We start from the raw sequence: 18160 nt of genomic DNA, 5'->3' as shown, positions 1-18160 counted from the left end.
ATTCGCCTTGTTTTCCCTAAATCTTGCTGGCTAGACAAGGAAAAAACTAAGTTGTGCTTTAGCAACAATGAGTTGGAACATTCCTTATCCAAACCTCAGGTTAATTAAATAGTCACGAAAGGCAAGGTGACGTTTAACTCCATCAGAACCGGCTAAAAAAGCATGCAGATGATGAGTTCTAGACGCTATGCCTTTACGAAAATAACGACGCCCAGCAATACCAAACTCTCCCATTATCTCATAACCTAAATCACGCAGTTTTTCTGACTCTATGTCTAATTTATCTAAGTCATTTACTTCCAATAACATATCTATTATTGGTTTAGCACACAGCTGTGGCACCGATGTACTGCCAATATGGTGTAAAGCAGCTACATTTTCCTTGGATAGATGAGCGAGTATCGCCTGTTTCTCTTTATTGAACTGGTGCGGCCAATCCGAATTGTAACTTACCACTGCTATGTTGGTATTCATTTAAGCGATACCTATCTTGAGTCTAAATAAAAAGCCCCACTATAAATTAAGTGGGGCTTTGACATTAAGAACCTCAGGTTGAATTGGTGTTTATACCTGATACTTAGCAACGGCTTCGTGTAATACGCGCGCTTGCTCTGCGACTTCTTCACTACTTTGCGCATTAGAGCGAGCATGCTCTGACGCACCTTGCGCAATGTCTCTGATTTTAACCACGTTTTTATTCACTTCTGAAGCAACTTGGTTTTGTTCATCAATTGCCGTCGCGATATGCGTGCTCATTTCCATAATCGTTTGCACATCTTGGGTGATCATGCTGAGCAACTCCCCTGCTTTTTCGGCTTGCGACACACTTTCATTGCCTTGCTCACGACATTGTTCCATGATGTTCACCACTTCTCGTGTACGCTGTTGCAGTGTAGAAATGATGCTTTCGATTTCTTGTGTGGAGTCTTGAGTACGCTGCGCAAGTGACCTAACTTCATCCGCCACAACAGCAAAACCTCGACCTTGCTCACCTGCGCGCGCAGCTTCAATAGCAGCGTTTAGCGCAAGTAAGTTTGTTTGCTCTGCAATACCACGGATCACATCCAAGACCGAGCCAATGGTTTCACCGTCACGCTCTAACTGAGCAACAACACTTGAAGCACCACCTAACGATTCCGATAACTGCATGATGTGCTCAATTGTTGCCGTGACCTCACGACGACCTTGTTGAGCATTTTCGTTCGTTGTCTCGGCTTTATGCGCCGCTTCACCCGTATTGTGGGAAATGTCTTGGATCGTCGCTTGCATCTCTGTCGCAGCAGTTGCGACCATATCTGCCTCGTGCAACTGCTCAGCCATACCAGTACTCGTTTGGGCTGTTGTCTCCGTTAAATGATCCGTGGCTTCATTAATGGTTGCCAACGCTCCATTCACATCCGCTATAAGATCTCTAAAGTCAGAAATTAAGCTATTAAAATCACGGGTCATAATCGTGATTTCGTCATTACCGCTTTGTTCAATTTGTAGACTTAAATTATTTTCACGACGAATGCGCTCAATGGTTTGGTAAACGCGCTCTACGGGCTGAATAATTGAGCGACTAGTCGATAACACCAAAGTCATCACAATAATACCAGCGGATACAAATACACCGATGGCGAGCATCTGAGTTTGATCCACGTTTTCTTTGATCTCTGCTTTTGCTTGATCTACAACTTCAGTAACCAAAGCATCACTTTTTTCTACGCTTATCTTCATTTTGCCTAGCGCACCGCTCGACAAATCTAAGCCAAGTGTCTCTTGCGCCCGCACTAACCCCGCAAATTTGGATTGATAGGTGTTCAATAAACTAAGTAATTTAGATTGATATTGAGCGTTAAACCCAGCACCACGAATTTCCTGCGAAAACTGTGCAACAAGCTCGTCAAAACGCTTAAGATATTTGGTATCAAAACGTAACATAAAGTCTTTTTCAGCTCGGCGAAGCTGCAGCATGGTTGAAAGGAGTTGATAATTCTGCTGCTCTTTTAGTAGTGTTTCTACCTCGTGTACCGCACCACGAAGCTCACCGTAAAGAGCATCCTTTGGATGCAAACCAATTGTTTTTTGTAATTGCACCACTTTTTGAAAGTCATCGTAATAACCTTTTGCTAAGCGTTCAAATTCGTTGATCCGACCTAAATCGATACCAAAATCAGAAAAAGTACCTTGCAACAAAGCGAGCTTAGTTTGCAGCTTACGATACTCCTTTTCAAACTCATCGAGCGATTCTACCTGCTTGTAAAAAAGGAAGTTTTTTTCGTGTTTGCGCATTGTTAATTCATGAATATTAAGCTCTTCTGCATATTGAATGGTTTCATTCAATTTCAGCATAGTACGAGCTTCGTACATGATCATAATTAACATAACGACTAAGGCAATCCCTACCACTAATGCATTCACTTGCAAACGACGTCTGATAGTCAGATTTTCTAATACCGCCATCGGCTTACCTACAATGTTAATAGACTGACTAAAGTATAGCTGAAGCCTTTCTGCCTTGCCTCATAATAGGTAATTATTCTGGGTTCATATTACAAATTAATATATTTACGCCGCTTTTACATACAAATTATTAACACCGTTCCAGAGTTGATTGTGTAATAAATCAATATTATGCCATTGACCTCCCATCAACCACTCCACTAGCAAGCTAGGATCGGATGGAAAATAAAACGATGCCTTCGCGTCTGTTTGCAGCCACTCTTCCAGCGCGCCAGCATTGAGATAATTCATCACTTGGGCATGACCGAGTTCAGCTAGCGTCTGCGCATTATTCTGCTGTTCAAATTGACCATCTAATGGTTTAAGTAGCAGTTTTTTACCGAGTTTTAATGCTTCACTAGAAAGCTCAAACCCGGCATTTGCAATCACACCACTGGTATTTCTTAAGTCCTGAATAAACCCAGAACGACTCGGTTTTCTCAGGTGAATATGTTGCAACGAAGCATTGTCGGCATCCGGGTGATAGCAGTAAAACTCCTTATCAGGGAAATCTTTTAACAACTCAATAATGCTATCCAAAGCTTCAAACGGCAGATAAACCAAAACTTTGTTAATTATCGATGCACATTGCTCCTGCTCAGCCTCGTAAGGAATAAAAGGCGGAATAATATGCTTATCAAACGGTTGCCAGTGCACCCCAAGATGAATATCTGCTGGTGCAAAATACCGGATCAGGGCTTTGTGCCAAGGCTGTACGGCAAATTGTGGGACAGCATCATATAAATATGACGCTTGATGACTCATTGCTATCACCGGAACCTTTGCCAGCTTTCCTGCCCACGCACTGACAGGCTCAAAGTCGTTAAAGATCAAATCATAACCTGATACATCTAATTTTCTAATATCGCGAATAAACTCACCAAACTTGAGCGACTGAAAAGTTTTTACACGATTTAACTGGCCACGCTCGGTAACGAATGACAGCCCTCGGCAACTGCGATAATCACCAAAATCATGCATATCGAAATAGTTTTCCGAAGGACGTCCAGAAAAAAAGTAGTCAACAGAAATTCCCATGTTGCGAAAGCAATTTGCCATTACCCGAGCTCGAGTCGTATGGCCATTTCCCGTTCCTTGAACACCATATAGTATTTTCATACGCTTCCTAATATCACTATCGCTAAACTTGCACAGGCAACACCCATTGCCGCACCAAGCACCACATCAAGTGGATAATGTACCCCTACAATTACGCGTGACAATGACACTCCTGAAGCCCAAATCATCAACGGAAACGCAGCTAGTGGAATTTGCTCCATCAAGCAAGTCGCATATAGCCAAGCGCCAGCACTATGCCCAGAGGGCAGACTAAATTTATCGCTCGGCGTCAACAAGGCTTTCACTGCGTAGCAGTCACATGGTCGTAATCGTGCAAAACGATTTTTCAGATAGAAGTAAAGCGGCCTTTCAATTGCAAAGGCCAAAATCACGGTGAGTGCAAATTGCTGACCTAGCTGTTCCAAAAACAGAGCACACGCAATTGCGACCAACACATAAAGTCCACCGTTGCCACTTTTGGATAGACCTAATGCTATCAATCTAAACCAGTTTCTTGGTTTAGGGCAAAACACCACAAAGTATAATGCAGCGTCCAGCTCGGCTAGTTTTGCTTTCATCATTCGAGTCACGCCTAATTGCTCACAATATCAGCATAGAAGAGCAAAATAACAAATGGGTGACACTTTTAAGACACAAATATGTAAGTTGAATCAAAGCATTGCTAAGCACAAGTATGAGAGTATACTGGTTATCGACAATCAATATTCGAGGATTCAATATGGAATACAGCACTTCTGATCTTTGCGACCACTTTGCTGATGTGGTTGATGTGCTAGAGCCTATGTTCATCAATTTTGGCGGCCAGACGTCATTTAGTGGTCGTATCACTACCGTCAAATGTTTTGAAAACAATGAGCAAATCCAAGATGTACTACAACAAGACGGTACTGGTCGTGTGCTGCTCGTTGATGGTGGTGGTTCAACTCGTCGTGCACTGGTTGATATTGATTTAGCTGAGCTGGCGGTCGAGAACAACTGGCAAGGCATTATCGTTTACGGCGCGGTGCGCCATGTTGATGAACTAGAAGAAAGCGATATTGGCATTCAAGCTATCGCTTCTATCCCTGTGGCAGCAGATAGCAGTGGCAGCGGCGAAGTCGGCATTCCCGTTAATTTCGCAGGTGTCTCTTTTTACGAAGATGATTTTGTTTACGCCGACTCCACCGGCATTATCATCTCTGCAGAAGAGTTAGTTTTAGAAGATGATAACGAAGACAATTAAGCGCTAGAAGTAACAGTCATGAGTACAGCAGTCCGTATATATGATGAAAGTAATATTGCCACTTTTGTAAGTGCAAGAGCCGGTGAAATCAGAATTTGGCAAAGCATAAGCTTTTTACAATGCGATCATGACTACGCGGCTTCGCTTAGAGACGCGGCCCAATTTGGGATCCGTTATGTGTTGTTGGGGATCCCCGAAGACATAGGTCCACGCGCCAATTGCGGGCAAGGCGGCGCCGAGCTTGGTTGGCGAGCCTTCTTAAAACGCTTTTTAAATCAGCCCGATAACCAGTTTTTGTCGGGCGACAAGATTTTGTTGCTAGGCGAGGTGGATACCCAGGCTATTCAAACGCGCGCACTATCGCTCGATAACACTAATAGCGAACAGCTAGCGCAGTTACGCGCTCTCTGTGCCGACCTCGACAACCGAGTTATTGCAACCCTAGCACCTATCTTTGCTGCAGGCTTGGAGCCAATTATCATTGGTGGTGGTCACAATAATGCTTTTGGTATTTTGCAGGCACATTTTGAGGCCAGCAAGCGTGCCGCTGGTGCCATCAACTTTGACCCTCATGCTGACTTTCGAGCTTGTGAAGGTAGACACAGCGGTAATGGCTTCAGTTACGCGCATCAAGCTGGTAGCTTGTCGCATTATCATGTCATCGGCTTGCACGAGCACAAAAATAACCAAACAATCCTTACTCAATTGCAAAACGCTGGATTCGGATTTTCAAGTTATCAAGCGATAAAAACCAGACAAACTCAGAGTTTATCCGCATCACTCGACAAAGCGTTGGCAACGATGCCAAGCGACATTCCATTAGGCGTAGAGTTAGACGTTGATGCCATCGTCGGTATGCCTGCAAGTGCCCTGACCTATCAAGGCTTCACAACTAGCGATGCCGAATATTTTGTTTACCGTATGGCTCAGGCTCGAAATGCTAAATATTTGCACTTATGTGAAGCAGCCCCGACTAGACACCCACTTGGTGAGCAGGCGGGTATCGAACATTGTGGCCAAATACTAACGAACCTTGCGAACGCTTATTTAAGTACCCGTCAACAGAGGCGCTAAACACTACCGCAGCCAAAACCCATGTAAAGGTAAGGCGCTCCTAGTTATTGAGGCAGCCTTTGTTTCAGCCAACTGATCAAAATATTACTGTTCTGTGGTCGAGAAAAGTAAAACCCTTGCGCTGCCACCGTGCCAATGCTTTTTACAAATTCGAGTTGCCCGAGAGATTCAATACCCTCGCCAATCACGCGACAGTGCTTTTCTTGATGCATCTCTACAATGCCTTTTACCAAGGATTTGGTATGCCCCATATGCTCAGGCTCTTGCGTCATATTGCGCGACAGTTTCACGTACTCAAAACGCAGTGCGGGTAATTTAGCTAGCACCAGCGGCGCATCACCAAAGCTATCGACACACATTTTTACACCCAAGTTCTTCAAACGACTGATCATCGCAATTTCTTGCTCATCTAGTTCGGCAAGCATACTAGCTGGACACTCGATAATGATAGCACCGGGGCTTAACTGATGGTTGAGCATGGTGTAATCAATAAACTCGATAAAGCTTTCGCTCAACAGCTCAGCACCAAAGACATTAATACTGATGGGAACGCTGATCCCTTCCATTTTCAGTGCCAATGCGATTTCGCAAGCGCGCTCTAGTACATATTCAGCAACGGGAATAGCAAGTCCAACTAAACGAATATCATCAATGAACTCATTGGCACTTAAAATCCCTTGCTTTGGATGCTGCCAGCGCAAAAGTAATTCCACAAACTCAATGCTGTTATCTTCATGACGAACGACTGGATGAAAATAGAGCTCAAATTCAGATCTAAAGTTGATTTTAGCTAACTCCGACAACCTAACTTGTTGCTCCAGCCGATGAATTTGCATACGTTGTTGATACGGCACGACTTGTTGATGGCTATGCTGATGCGCTTCTGATTGTGTATCTAGCGCTAAAAACACGCAAGAAATCAGGTTCTCAAGTTGCCCCATTTCTTCATCGCAATTCACGTAACTCGCACGCATCATGATCTCTAACGTACAGCTACCAACATTGAATGGCTTTAAAGTGCTGTTTGATATTTCCTCTATCAGCTGCTCATGAAAGTGCTTACCATGCTTTAACGAACATACAAACGCAAAGTTAAGACCACCTAGATGCGCCATTTTCGCAGTTTCATTGCCATGAGTGATGGCCATAACATCACCGGATTGCAAACATTGTGAAATACGATTCGCCGACTGAGCTAACAGCAAGTCACCAAACTCACGCCCTAAATGAAAATTTACCTGCTCGAAACCCATGAGGCGGACTAGCACGAGCATACAAGGGCTCCCTTCCGTTTGACGATATTCATTAAAAGCACGTTTAAAACTTTGCCGACCAGGTAACCCTAAACTTTCATGCTCGGTGTGGTCATCATTGTGTTCTTTCAATTCAAATTCATTTGCGCTGCTATACGCTTGATAGGCAAGGAAAAGAATATACATGAACACAATGACAATTGCGCCATGCTGGGCAGGAAATATCCATAGATATTCAGACACAGTCCACATTACCAAAGTGACTATCGCCGCAGCACTTATCAACAATAAGCCACTTTTGTGCTCCTGTAAGCCATGGAATAAATACAAGAGTATCGTCAGAGTAAGTAAATGTAATGTAGTGATATTGCCCGTAAAGGCGAGCAGTATTGCAAGTGTTGCACTGCTAAGGTGAGCCAGCTTGAGCATACCTGAGGGGCGCTGCAGCATTAATGCTAACGCCCCCATTACAATGGCTCCAGCCATGCCAGCCATCATTGGCGTAATTAGTATCGCTATTCCTTCAGACAGCAATAATTCCGTGGCTCCGCCACTAGCTGTTGAAAATGAAAGCATAATTTGTTGCTTATAAAAGGATCATTACTGATTAAGTTTACCCAAGATCCACAAATTTGACAGGTCCGCTACACCAAATTGATAACTTAACTGTGCAGGGTGGGTAATGTCCCATAACGCTAAGTCCGCCCGCGTTCCAACTTTCAATACTCCACGATCGCTCAACCCCAAGGCTTTCGCAGCATTAACCGTAACACCGCAAAGCGCTTCTTCCGGTGTCATTCTAAATAATGTGCATGCCATATTTAGCATTAATCGCAGTGAGCACAAAGGCGCAGTACCTGGATTGAAGTCGCTAGCGAGTGCCATTGCTACTTTGTGCTTTCTGAGCAAGTCAATTGGTGGTAATTGCGTTTCTCGTAAGAAATAAAAAGCACCAGGTAAAAGTACCGCAGTAACGTCCCCTTTCGCCATTGCTTCCACACCTGCTTCATCAAGATATTCAATATGATCCGCTGAAAGCCCTTTAAACTTTGCCACCAGCTCGCTGCCATGCTGATTAGATAGCTGCTCAGCATGACATTTAACCTGTAATCCCAACTGTTGTGCTCGAGTAAATACTTGCTCAGTTTGCTGATAGGTAAATCCGACGTTCTCACAAAATACATCAACAGCCGTTGCTAATTGGCGCGAAGCAACTTGTGGCAGCATCTCATCACAGACTAAATCAATGTAGGCTTGGCTATTGTCTTTGTATTCTGGGGGTAATGCATGCGCGCCCAAGAACGTGCTATGCACATCAATCGGGTGATGCTCATTAAGGAGTTGATTAATTTCTAGCAGTTTTAGCTCATTTTCAACATCAAGGCCGTAACCCGATTTACTTTCAACCGTGGTAACCCCTTCTTTGAGTAAACTATTCAAGCGGTTCTTACCGTTAACATACAGCGTTTCTCTGTCAGCTAATCGTGTCGCTTTAACGGTACTTGCGATACCACCACCTTGCGCGGCAATCTCTTGATATGACGCTCCCAGTAATCGTTGCTCAAATTCGTTGGCCCGAGAACCTGCAAATAAAATATGCGTGTGGCAGTCGATTAACCCTGGGGTCAACCATTGGCCATTGGCTTTATGAATAGGTGTTGCAATGGCGTCAACCTCAGGTAATTCACTACGAGGGCCTAACCAATTAATTTTGCCATCTTTAATGGCGATCGCTGCGTTTTCTATCGCACCATAAGGGGTATCCAAATTGGGATCCATAGTTGCAATATTGACATCGATAATAAGCAAATCGGCTTCTAACATCATACTTGTCCTAATCTAAATCAAATCCATATGCCAACACATTAAAAGAAACTCGCTCACTGCGAGATTTATTCATTGAGTCTATCAGGGATACTTGTATATACAAGAGAAGTGTGCCATCTTTATTTACATAAATATGAACTCGAGACAACAATTGTGCCTGAGCTTCCTAAATTTGCGCTGATAAAACAATATATTATCGATAATATTCGCGCCGCGCGCTGGCTCGAAAACGAGCGCGTGCCGTCGGAAAATGAGTTAGCTGACCAATTTAATGTTAGCCGAATGACCGCAAGACGAGCACTAAGCGAGCTAACTGAAGCCGGAATTTTAACTCGTAGCCAAGGTCTAGGTACTTTTGTTGCCAGTTTTAAATCTCAGTCTTCGTTACTTGAGATCCGCAATATTGCCGACGAGGTCAACGCACGCAATGGCAAATACTCATGCACCGTACTAACGCTTGAACTTATTGCAGCAGTAGCACCTATCGCCATTGCACTAGGTGTAGAAGCGGACGCACCAGTCTATAGAAGCGTAATTGTACATAATGAAAATGAACAACCACTGCAAGTCGAAGAGCGCTTTGTCAATCCACAGTTGGCACCGGAGTATTTAGACCAAAACTTTGAACTGACTACCCCTCATGAATATTTATCTCAAGTCGCGCCACTCACAGAGGCTAGACACACAGTTGAAGCAGTTATGCCATCACGAGAGGTTTGCCAGTGGCTTGGGCTTTATAATGAAGAACCATGCTTACAAATGATCCGCCGAACTTGGTCTGCAAAAGGCATTGTTAGCTTCGCGAGATTAATTTCGCCAGGCAGCAAATATCGCTTAGGTGGTCATCTCACCTTTAAGCAAAGGTCGTAACACATAAACGACAGGTAAATCAAAACGACATGGCGGCCTAGATTGCCATGCAATACAAATAGACTAACAACCTAGCGAAACTAAGCAATCGCAACAACTAGACGTTTCACTTAGGTTGTATATACAACAGGAGAGAGCAGAATGAGTGACAACCCAAGATTAGACCCTAGCCGCGAGATCCGCGCGCCACGAGGTGCAGACATTACCGCAAAGAACTGGCTTACTGAAGCCGCAAAGCGAATGTTGATGAATAACCTTGACCCTGAAGTTGCGGAGCACCCAAATGCACTAGTAGTTTATGGCGGTATTGGCCGCGCCGCTCGCGACTGGGTATGCTTCGATAAAATCGTTGAAACGTTAGACCGCTTAGAAGAAGACGAAACCTTACTGGTGCAATCAGGTAAACCTGTTGGCGTATTCAAAACTCATAGCAACGCTCCTCGCGTATTAATTGCTAACTCAAATTTAGTACCACATTGGGCTAACTGGGATCACTTCAACGAACTCGATAAAAAAGGCCTGATGATGTACGGCCAGATGACCGCTGGTTCTTGGATCTATATTGGCTCACAAGGCATAGTACAAGGCACATACGAGACCTTTGTAGCAATGGCAAAGCAACACTTTAATGGTGAGGCAAAAGGCAAGTGGATCTTAACGGGTGGCCTTGGCGGGATGGGCGGCGCACAACCACTCGCAGCAACTATGGCAGGCTTTAGCGCCCTCGTTGTTGAGTGTGATGAGTCACGAATCGATTTTCGTCTTAACACACGCTATGTTGACCGAAAGGCAACCACACTTGATGATGCGTTAGCTATCATTGATGAAGCGAATGCTGCTGGGCAACCGGTATCAGTTGGCCTGTTGGGCAATGCAGCGGATGTTTATGCTGAATTGGTTGAGCGCAATATCACGCCTGACGTAGTGACCGATCAAACTTCTGCGCACGATCCATTAAACGGCTACTTACCGCAAACGTGGACTATGGCTCAGGCAGCCGCGCTTCGCGAAAGCGATCCAAAAGCAGTTGTAAAAGCCGCAAAACAATCTATGGCGGTGCAAGTACAAGCCATGCTAACGCTGCAATCGCGCGGAGCCGCAACAACTGACTACGGGAATAACATTCGCCAAATGGCCTTAGAAGAAGGGGTCGATAACGCCTTTGATTTCCCGGGCTTTGTTCCAGCCTATATTCGTCCACTGTTTTGCCAAGGCATAGGTCCATTCCGTTGGGTTGCGCTGTCTGGCGATCCTGAAGATATTTATAAAACAGATGCGAAAGTTAAAGAGCTTATCCCAGATGACCCACACCTTCACAATTGGTTAGATATGGCGCGCGAGCGCATTCAATTCCAAGGCCTGCCAGCTCGTATTTGCTGGGTTGGACTGAAGGACAGAGCGCGTTTAGCACGAGCATTCAACGAAATGGTCAAAAATGGTGAACTCAAAGCACCGATTGTGATTGGTCGTGATCACTTAGATTCTGGCTCTGTAGCTAGTCCAAACCGTGAAACGGAATCGATGATGGATGGTTCAGATGCAGTATCGGACTGGCCGTTACTCAATGCCTTATTAAACACGGCTGGCGGTGCAACTTGGGTCTCACTGCATCACGGCGGTGGTGTTGGTATGGGCTTCAGTCAACATTCGGGAGTCGTTATTGTGGCAGATGGCACAGACGAAGCAGACGCCCGTTTATCTCGCGTACTATGGAATGACCCAGGTACCGGTGTAATGCGTCATGCCGATGCTGGTTATGACATAGCCAAAGACTGTGCAAAAGAACAAAAACTAGATTTACCTATGCTGGAAGGAAAGTAAGTATGTACTCACTAAATTTAATCCCAGGCCAACTGACTTTAAACACGTTACGACAAATCAATCAACAGCCTGTTCATCTCAGCTTAGACGAATCAGCGAAAACCGCTATTGCTAACAGTGCAGACACAGTTCAGCAAGTGATCAAAGAAGGACGCACCGTTTACGGCATTAATACGGGTTTTGGTTTGCTGGCCAACACCAAAATTGCAAAAGACGAATTAGAGTTGCTACAACGCTCTATCGTGCTGTCGCACGCAGCCGGCATTGGCGAGTTAATGGACGATAGCACCGTTCGACTCATGATGGTGCTAAAAATCAATTCACTCTCTCGTGGTTTCTCTGGGATCCGCTTGGATGTAATTGAATTCTTAGCGGCCTTGGTTAATGCCGAAGTCTATCCTTGTGTGCCCAAGAAGGGCTCGGTCGGGGCATCAGGCGATCTCGCACCACTATCGCATATGTGTTTACCGATCCTCGGCGAAGGTCAGGTTCGCTATCGTGGCGAGCTTATTGATGCCATCGATGGCTTAAAAATAGCAGGACTTGAACCATTGACTTTAGCTGCAAAAGAAGGTCTCGCACTACTTAACGGTACACAAGCATCTACTGCTTTTGCACTGCAAGGCCTATTCAGAGCTGAAGATCTTTATGCGCAAAGCTGTGTCGTTGGTTCAATGAGCATTGAAGCAGCTATGGGCAGCCGCTCGCCGTTTGATGCTCGTATTCACGAAGTCCGTGGTCAGAAAGGCCAAATCGACACCGCACTGGCGTTTAGAGATATCTTACAAACTCGCTCAGAAATAAGTGATGCTCATGTTGATTGTGAAAAAGTACAAGATCCTTATTGCTTGCGTTGTCAACCACAGGTGCTTGGTGCCTGTTTAACTCAGATCCGCCAAGCCGCTGAGGTGATCCTTGTAGAATCCAATGGGGTAACAGATAACCCGCTGGTATTTGCAGATGCTGGAGATATTATTTCTGGCGGCAACTTCCATGCTGAGCCTATCGCGATGGCGGCTGATAACCTAGCGCTAGCCATTGCTGAAATTGGTGCATTGGCTGAGCGTCGTATCGCGCTGCTTATTGATTCGAGCTTATCAAAACTGCCTCCCTTCTTAGTTAACAATGGCGGTGTAAACTCGGGCTTTATGATTGCGCAAGTCACCGCTGCGGCACTGGCCTCTGAAAACAAAACTCTCGCACATCCTGGCAGTGTTGATAGTCTCCCAACCTCAGCAAACCAAGAAGACCATGTTTCCATGGCAACCTTTGCAGCAAGACGCTTACAGGAAATGGCTGACAACACCCAAGGTGTACTCGCAGTTGAATATCTTGCTGCCGCGCAGGGGTTAGATTTTAGAGCGCCACTAAAGCCATCTGACAAAGTGGCTACAGCTCAGCAAATATTACGAGCAGTCGTGAGCTTTTATGACAAAGATAGGTATTTTGCACCTGATATTGAAAGTGCTAATGCGTTATTGGGTCAAGCTGCACTGGCGCACTTGCTACCAGCACAACTCTTACCTTCAGCCTAACTTAGATTCATTAACAATCGGATGATGGTAGGTAAAGCCGAGTTCGATAATACGCTCGGCTTTGATAATGCGCGCTTCTTCTTTTGACGAAGCGAAACTTGGCATCTCAGTCCCTAACTTTTCACAGTGATATTGATAAAACGCCTGTCTCGTGGGGTGCGCTGGATAGCAAACATTATAAATGTCTGCAGCATCCTGCCACTGCGCGATCACGGTATTGATTGCAGTAACAACATCACAGCGATGAACCATATTCACTCTACCATTCGCTGAGCTAGACAAGGCCTTTCCTGCTACAAATCGCCCAGGTTCCCTACCGGGACCTTGAAGACCTGCTAAGCGCACCACTTTACCGCCTGCGTTAAGCACCATATCTTCAGCAGTTCTTAATATATCAACACGTCGGTTGGCTTTATCCGCTAACTTACCTTGTTCATCATATTCACCATTTTCGGTGCTATAAACGCCAGTGGTCGAACACAATAAGAAGCCAGCTGCTGACATCTTCTTTGCAAGTAACAATGCCTGTTCTAACGTTTCTAAATAGTTACTATCGACATGCCTCGCTCTTGGTGGGATCGCACACACCCAATACGCGTTGTGTAAAGAAATTGAGTGCGCTAAGGTGCCATTTTCAGTCAAGACCAGCTGCCTTGACCAGCTATGCATCTCGCTAGCTTGGGTTCTGGTGCCTTCTATTTGCCACCCTTGCAACTCAGCTTCGCGACACAACGCTTCACCGAGCCAACCCGCGCCCAGTACGACCAGACTGCGATTTAATACTTTCATATGAATATTACCTTAACTAGGAAGTTACCTTGTATTATCTATGTAAAAGAAGTTAACGCAAACGGTGGCGTTCTCCAGTTATCTATGGTTTGATTACCGTTTGCATAAGCTAAAAATAAGAAGTGTCATGCTTGAGAATTTATCCCTTAGAAAGAAAATATTGCTGCTAATTGGCGGCACCATTTCCGTATTATTAATTATTGCATCAAGCTTTTTCGTCAGCCATATTGCAACGCTCTCTCGAGATGGAATTGAACGAGAAACGCAAAGCTATATTCAAGCCGAAAAATTGGCAATGGAAGCATTCTTTGGCCAATACGGCAAAGTGGTTGAAACCTTTGTTTCTACGCCTCACAACATTCATTGGTTTGAAAATTATAATACCCGTGGCGCCGATCTGACTAAAGATAAAGACTATCAAGAGGTCAATGAAGACTTAGTTAGAATCGCCAAAGGTGATGAAAATATTCTCTCAGCCTTTATTGCCTCAGCAAACACCGGTGAATATTTTAAAGAAAATGATCGTACATCAGCATACTCAGATGGTCGACCTTACTACGCCTATCAGCGCCCATGGTGGCAGGATACGCTTGATGTAGGTAAATTGTATGTTGGTCCAATTGCAACCGATATCAATACCGGTGCGGTGTCTGCTGTGATCCGTCAACCTATCTATAATAACGGCGGCAAACTCGTCGCCATGGGTGGCGTCGACTTACAGATCAATAAATTGAACGATATGGTTGAACGTATCAAGTTTCAAGATAAAGGTTTTGGCTTTTTGCTCGATGGTGATTTAAATGTTGTGCATTTATCCAAGCGTACTGGTCATTCACTCTCTACCACAGATGAAGGCGAGAAAGGCAAAGAAGGTTTAGATGGCCTTGAATCCCAATTTGCCAATACATCAGGCTTTGACGCTCTAAATGCCACTATCAAGCGTAACCCCGTTGGCAATAGTACGGTCACATTCAAAGGGGAAGCGTATTATGTTGTTTATGACAATGTGAAATTAGACAACCCCCTATTGGATTGGCACGTTGGCCTACTTATTCCAGTGTCGCTGATCGAAGCGCCTGTAAATGACGCCGTAATGAGCACAATCACTGCCTTGATTATTATCTTAGCTATTATCGTGGCAATGATCTTGCTCGCCACGCAAATGATCACCAAACCGATTGTAGCGCTTACCGAAACCATGCGAGACATCGCCTCGGGTGAAGGCGACCTAACTAGACGTATCGATATCACCAGTAAAGATGAAGTCGGTCAACTCGCGCTTCATATGAATACCTTCATCGATAAACTTAGAGCAATGATGCTCGATACCGCAGCACAAGCGGAGCAATTAAGTAATGCTTCCGCCCAATTGCGTGAAGTATCAAACAATACTAACAGCGAAATTCAGCGCGAAAAAGAACAGGTCGATAGCGTAAGTGCGGCAGTGACCGAGATGGCAGCTACAGTGACTGAAATCTCACGTAATGCACAAGAGACCAACCAAGCCGCTGATGTCGTGCAACGTATTACCAATGAAGGTGCAGGACGTTCATCGCAAGCCCAAGAAGTCATGACTGAACTTGCACTTCATATTGGTGAGGCTGCAAAAGTGGTTGCCGGACTTGAACAAGAAACCAGTAACATAGGTGCCGTTATTGATGTGATTAACGGTATTGCTGAACAAACGAACTTACTGGCACTCAATGCCGCCATAGAAGCCGCCAGAGCGGGCGAGCAAGGCCGAGGCTTTGCGGTGGTTGCTGATGAAGTCAGATCGCTTGCAAGCCGCACGCAAGAGTCTACCGATGACATCCGCAATATGATCTCTCGTTTACAGCAAATTGCCCAACAAGCTTCAGTGATGATGCAACAAGGTCAAGACCGCGCAGAGGGGACCGTAGAGGAAACGCAAGCCGTGCTTGATGCCTTGAAAGAAATCACAGAGTCGGTCACGACAGTACAAGACCAGAGTCATCAAATTGCGACATCAACAGAGCAGCAAACCGTTGTTGCAGAAGATATTAACAATAGCCTTAACCAAATTAATGAGCTCGTTAATAGCACGGCCAACCACGCCAATGTACTGGCAGATGAAGCCCGTGACTTGAACGACTTAGCCAAGGCGCTGAACTCAACAGTCAACCAATTTAAGCTTTAATCAAACACCAAAACACGTCGCAATCGCGGCGTGTTTTGATCTGAGGCAAATCTAACCTAGACGGTAAAAAGTACACTAACACTCTTAATAAAACTCAAGAGTGCGTATCGTGATTAATTTACCTATTTGGAATGATTCCCTTATCAATAAGTACAATATATCTGGTCCTAGATATACTTCATATCCAACGGCCTTATCGCTTGAGTCTGGTTATAGCCAAAAAGAGTTACAAGCGGCTATTACTGGTTCTAAATCTCGTTCACTCTCGCTGTATATTCATATCCCTTTTTGTCATCAACTGTGCTACTACTGTGGCTGTAATAAAATCATTACTCGTCATCAATCCAAAGCTGACGTTTACCTAGATTACTTAGCACAAGAAATCGCAGCAAAAGCGCCGCAATTTTCTGAGTATCGTGTAGAACAACTTCATTTAGGCGGTGGTACACCAACTTTCTTAACTACCGAGCAAATGACACGTCTAATCGAAATGCTAAATAGTGCATTTAACTTCTCTCAAAGTGCACAGCGTGGTATTGAAATAGACCCAAGATCACTTGCACCAAATATGATGCGCCATCTACACGAGCTCGGATTTAATCGTGTGTCTTTTGGCGTACAAGATTTTAATGATGAAGTGCAAGCTGCGGTAAACCGCCCACAGCATCTAGACGAAGTGCTGGCTATCTTAACTGAAGCGAGAACGCTCGGTTTTAAATCTATTAATATGGATATGATCTATGGGCTACCATTTCAAACAGTAGAGAGCTACAAGCAAACGATTGAGCAACTTATCGCGCTTTCTCCCGATAGAGTCTCTGTATTTAACTATGCCCATCTTCCAGATAGATTTGCAGCACAGCGAAAACTAAAAGAAGCCGACATGCCAAGTGCGGGAGAAAAACTTGAGATCTTTAAGCAAACACTGGAACAGATGACCACCGCTGGATATCAATTCATCGGTATGGATCACTTCGCCAAAAAAGACGATGAGCTGGCTGTGGCGCAAAATGAAGGGCATCTACACCGTAATTTTCAAGGCTATACCACTCATGGCGAGTGTGACCTGTTAGGTCTTGGTGTGTCATCCATTTCCCAAGTTGGTCACATGATTTTGCAAAATGAAAAAGAGTTAAAACCTTATTATCAAGCTTTAAGTGATAAAAGGTGTGCGATCACTAAAGGGATAACCTTAAGTGGTGATGATGAAATACGCGCGGCTGTGATCAAACAGCTTATTTGTCATTTTGAGTTAGATAAAAAGCTGTTCGAGCAACGTTATGATATAAACTTTGACGAATATTTCGTTCAAGCACTTAATGCTCTAGAGCCGCTAGCAGCAGATGGACTTGTAGAGCTGAATGAACACACCATAAAAGTCTCCAGCAGCGGTAATTTATTTATTCGCATCATCTGCATGTGCTTTGATGCCTACTTACAAAGCCAAGTCAAAAACACCCGCTTCTCTCGCGTTATTTAACCACCTTACTCTAAGTTACCACAACCTCCCACAATACTGTGTTTATAGTGGGAGTGAGTGTACCTAGCGAGATTTTCTATTTCTCAAATAGTAAAAAACGTCGAATTGTTGAAACGGGTTCTGATGTACATGGGTGTTCCACATTATTTTTGAGCCGAAACTTTCATTGCAAGCCATCGGCGGGTGAATCTCCTACCATGTTGCACTATGCTGATATTGTGGTGGGAGTGGGAGCGAGTTCCCTCGCGAGGTTTTCTGTTTCTCAAATAGCAAAAAAACCAGTCGCATTACTGCAACGGGTTTTAATATACATGTGTGTTCTTCACCATCATCGACAGGAAGTCAAGCCATCGGTGGGTAAACCACCTACCATGTTGCACTGTGCTTATGTTGTGGTGGGAGTGGGAGCGCATTTACTTAGGTTTAGAAAACCTCGCGATGTGTTGATTGGCTTGTGAGGTTTTATATCTCTCAAATCTCTATACCCCAAACAGCAAAAAACCCGTCGCATTGCTGCAACGGGTTTCTCTTATTTGGCCCTGGCGATGTCTCTTATACACATCTGAC

14 protein-coding genes are annotated in these 18160 nt (G+C 44.7%); 7 read left to right on the top strand and 7 right to left on the bottom strand.

From position 1 onward, the window contains the following. Positions 1–84: 84 nt before the first annotated feature. From BB427_RS09220 to BB427_RS09205, 4 genes are all read right to left on the bottom strand, one after another. Positions 85–474, bottom strand: coding sequence for a GrpB family protein (locus BB427_RS09220; protein ID WP_069020465.1), 390 nt, complete (start codon positions 472–474; stop codon positions 85–87). Positions 475–564: 90 nt separating this feature from the next. Continuing rightward, positions 565–2445, bottom strand: coding sequence for a methyl-accepting chemotaxis protein (locus tag BB427_RS09215; RefSeq protein WP_069020459.1), 1881 nt, complete (start codon positions 2443–2445; stop codon positions 565–567). A gap of 105 nt (positions 2446–2550) precedes the next feature. Further along, a complete protein-coding gene (locus BB427_RS09210) occupies positions 2551–3603 on the bottom strand; it encodes an MJ1255/VC2487 family glycosyltransferase (RefSeq protein WP_083229858.1) in 1053 nt (350 codons plus the stop codon). Continuing rightward, positions 3600–4124: a phosphatase PAP2 family protein gene (locus BB427_RS09205; RefSeq protein ID WP_010368944.1), complete on the bottom strand. Its 525-nt coding sequence runs from the start codon at positions 4122–4124 to the stop codon at positions 3600–3602. The genes BB427_RS09210 and BB427_RS09205 overlap by 4 nt, the downstream gene beginning before the upstream one ends. Before the next feature lie 158 nt (positions 4125–4282). On the opposite strand from BB427_RS09205, the gene rraA reads away from it, so the two are divergent. After that, a complete protein-coding gene (gene rraA / locus BB427_RS09200) occupies positions 4283–4786 on the top strand; it encodes a ribonuclease E activity regulator RraA (RefSeq protein ID WP_010368946.1) in 504 nt (167 codons plus the stop codon). Positions 4787–4804: 18 nt separating this feature from the next. After that, a complete protein-coding gene (locus BB427_RS09195) occupies positions 4805–5860 on the top strand; it encodes a formimidoylglutamase (protein WP_069020457.1) in 1056 nt (351 codons plus the stop codon). Between the two features lie 44 nt (positions 5861–5904). Here BB427_RS09195 and BB427_RS09190 read toward each other — a convergent pair whose 3' ends face one another. After that, positions 5905–7689 (bottom strand): EAL domain-containing protein, encoded by a 1785-nt coding sequence (locus BB427_RS09190; protein WP_069020456.1) that lies wholly within the window; start codon positions 7687–7689, stop codon positions 5905–5907. Positions 7690–7713: 24 nt separating this feature from the next. Continuing rightward, a complete protein-coding gene (gene hutI, locus BB427_RS09185; RefSeq protein ID WP_045990239.1) occupies positions 7714–8937 on the bottom strand; it encodes an imidazolonepropionase in 1224 nt (407 codons plus the stop codon). Positions 8938–9048: 111 nt separating this feature from the next. On the opposite strand from hutI, the gene hutC reads away from it, so the two are divergent. The 3 genes from hutC (at position 9049) to hutH (ending at position 13166) form a co-directional block, all read left to right on the top strand. Then, positions 9049–9810 (top strand): histidine utilization repressor, encoded by a 762-nt coding sequence (hutC, locus tag BB427_RS09180; protein WP_010368955.1) that lies wholly within the window; start codon positions 9049–9051, stop codon positions 9808–9810. 141 nt (positions 9811–9951) lie between these two features. Then, positions 9952–11631: a urocanate hydratase gene (gene hutU / locus BB427_RS09175; RefSeq protein WP_069020454.1), complete on the top strand. Its 1680-nt coding sequence runs from the start codon at positions 9952–9954 to the stop codon at positions 11629–11631. Positions 11632–11633: 2 nt separating this feature from the next. After that, positions 11634–13166 (top strand): histidine ammonia-lyase, encoded by a 1533-nt coding sequence (gene hutH, locus BB427_RS09170; RefSeq protein WP_069020452.1) that lies wholly within the window; start codon positions 11634–11636, stop codon positions 13164–13166. Here the strand turns inward: hutH and BB427_RS09165 are convergent. Then, the gene (locus BB427_RS09165; protein ID WP_069020450.1) at positions 13158–13955 is read right to left on the bottom strand and encodes an NADP-binding protein; all 798 of its coding nucleotides are present in this window, start codon (positions 13953–13955) and stop codon (positions 13158–13160) included. The two genes, hutH and BB427_RS09165, sit on opposite strands and share 9 nt — an antisense overlap. A gap of 127 nt (positions 13956–14082) precedes the next feature. On the opposite strand from BB427_RS09165, the gene BB427_RS09160 reads away from it, so the two are divergent. Next, positions 14083–16113 (top strand): methyl-accepting chemotaxis protein, encoded by a 2031-nt coding sequence (locus BB427_RS09160; protein ID WP_069020448.1) that lies wholly within the window; start codon positions 14083–14085, stop codon positions 16111–16113. A gap of 109 nt (positions 16114–16222) precedes the next feature. Then, positions 16223–17593 (top strand): oxygen-independent coproporphyrinogen III oxidase, encoded by a 1371-nt coding sequence (hemN, locus tag BB427_RS09155; RefSeq protein ID WP_069020446.1) that lies wholly within the window; start codon positions 16223–16225, stop codon positions 17591–17593. Positions 17594–18160: the final 567 nt, after the last annotated feature.

Origin of the sequence: Pseudoalteromonas sp. BMB (assembly GCF_001709235.1) — a bacterium.
GTDB classification, from domain to species: domain Bacteria; phylum Pseudomonadota; class Gammaproteobacteria; order Enterobacterales; family Alteromonadaceae; genus Pseudoalteromonas; species Pseudoalteromonas maricaloris.
This window is presented reverse-complemented; position numbering and strand designations above follow the sequence as displayed.

Bases quoted from the DNA above. Each gene is read 5' to 3' on its own strand.
- BB427_RS09220 (WP_069020465.1), bottom strand. From the start codon at position 474: ATGAATACCAACATAGCAGTGGTAAGTTACAATTCGGATTGGCCGCAC.
- BB427_RS09215 (WP_069020459.1), bottom strand. From the start codon at position 2,445: ATGGCGGTATTAGAAAATCTGACTATCAGACGTCGTTTGCAAGTGAAT.
- BB427_RS09210 (WP_083229858.1), bottom strand. From the start codon at position 3,603: ATGAAAATACTATATGGTGTTCAAGGAACGGGAAATGGCCATACGACT.
- BB427_RS09205 (WP_010368944.1), bottom strand. From the start codon at position 4,124: ATGATGAAAGCAAAACTAGCCGAGCTGGACGCTGCATTATACTTTGTG.
- rraA (WP_010368946.1), top strand. From the start codon at position 4,283: ATGGAATACAGCACTTCTGATCTTTGCGACCACTTTGCTGATGTGGTT.
- BB427_RS09195 (WP_069020457.1), top strand. From the start codon at position 4,805: ATGAGTACAGCAGTCCGTATATATGATGAAAGTAATATTGCCACTTTT.
- BB427_RS09190 (WP_069020456.1), bottom strand. From the start codon at position 7,689: ATGCTTTCATTTTCAACAGCTAGTGGCGGAGCCACGGAATTATTGCTG.
- hutI (WP_045990239.1), bottom strand. From the start codon at position 8,937: ATGTTAGAAGCCGATTTGCTTATTATCGATGTCAATATTGCAACTATG.
- hutU (WP_069020454.1), top strand. From the start codon at position 9,952: ATGAGTGACAACCCAAGATTAGACCCTAGCCGCGAGATCCGCGCGCCA.
- hutH (WP_069020452.1), top strand. From the start codon at position 11,634: ATGTACTCACTAAATTTAATCCCAGGCCAACTGACTTTAAACACGTTA.
- BB427_RS09165 (WP_069020450.1), bottom strand. From the start codon at position 13,955: ATGAAAGTATTAAATCGCAGTCTGGTCGTACTGGGCGCGGGTTGGCTC.
- BB427_RS09160 (WP_069020448.1), top strand. From the start codon at position 14,083: ATGCTTGAGAATTTATCCCTTAGAAAGAAAATATTGCTGCTAATTGGC.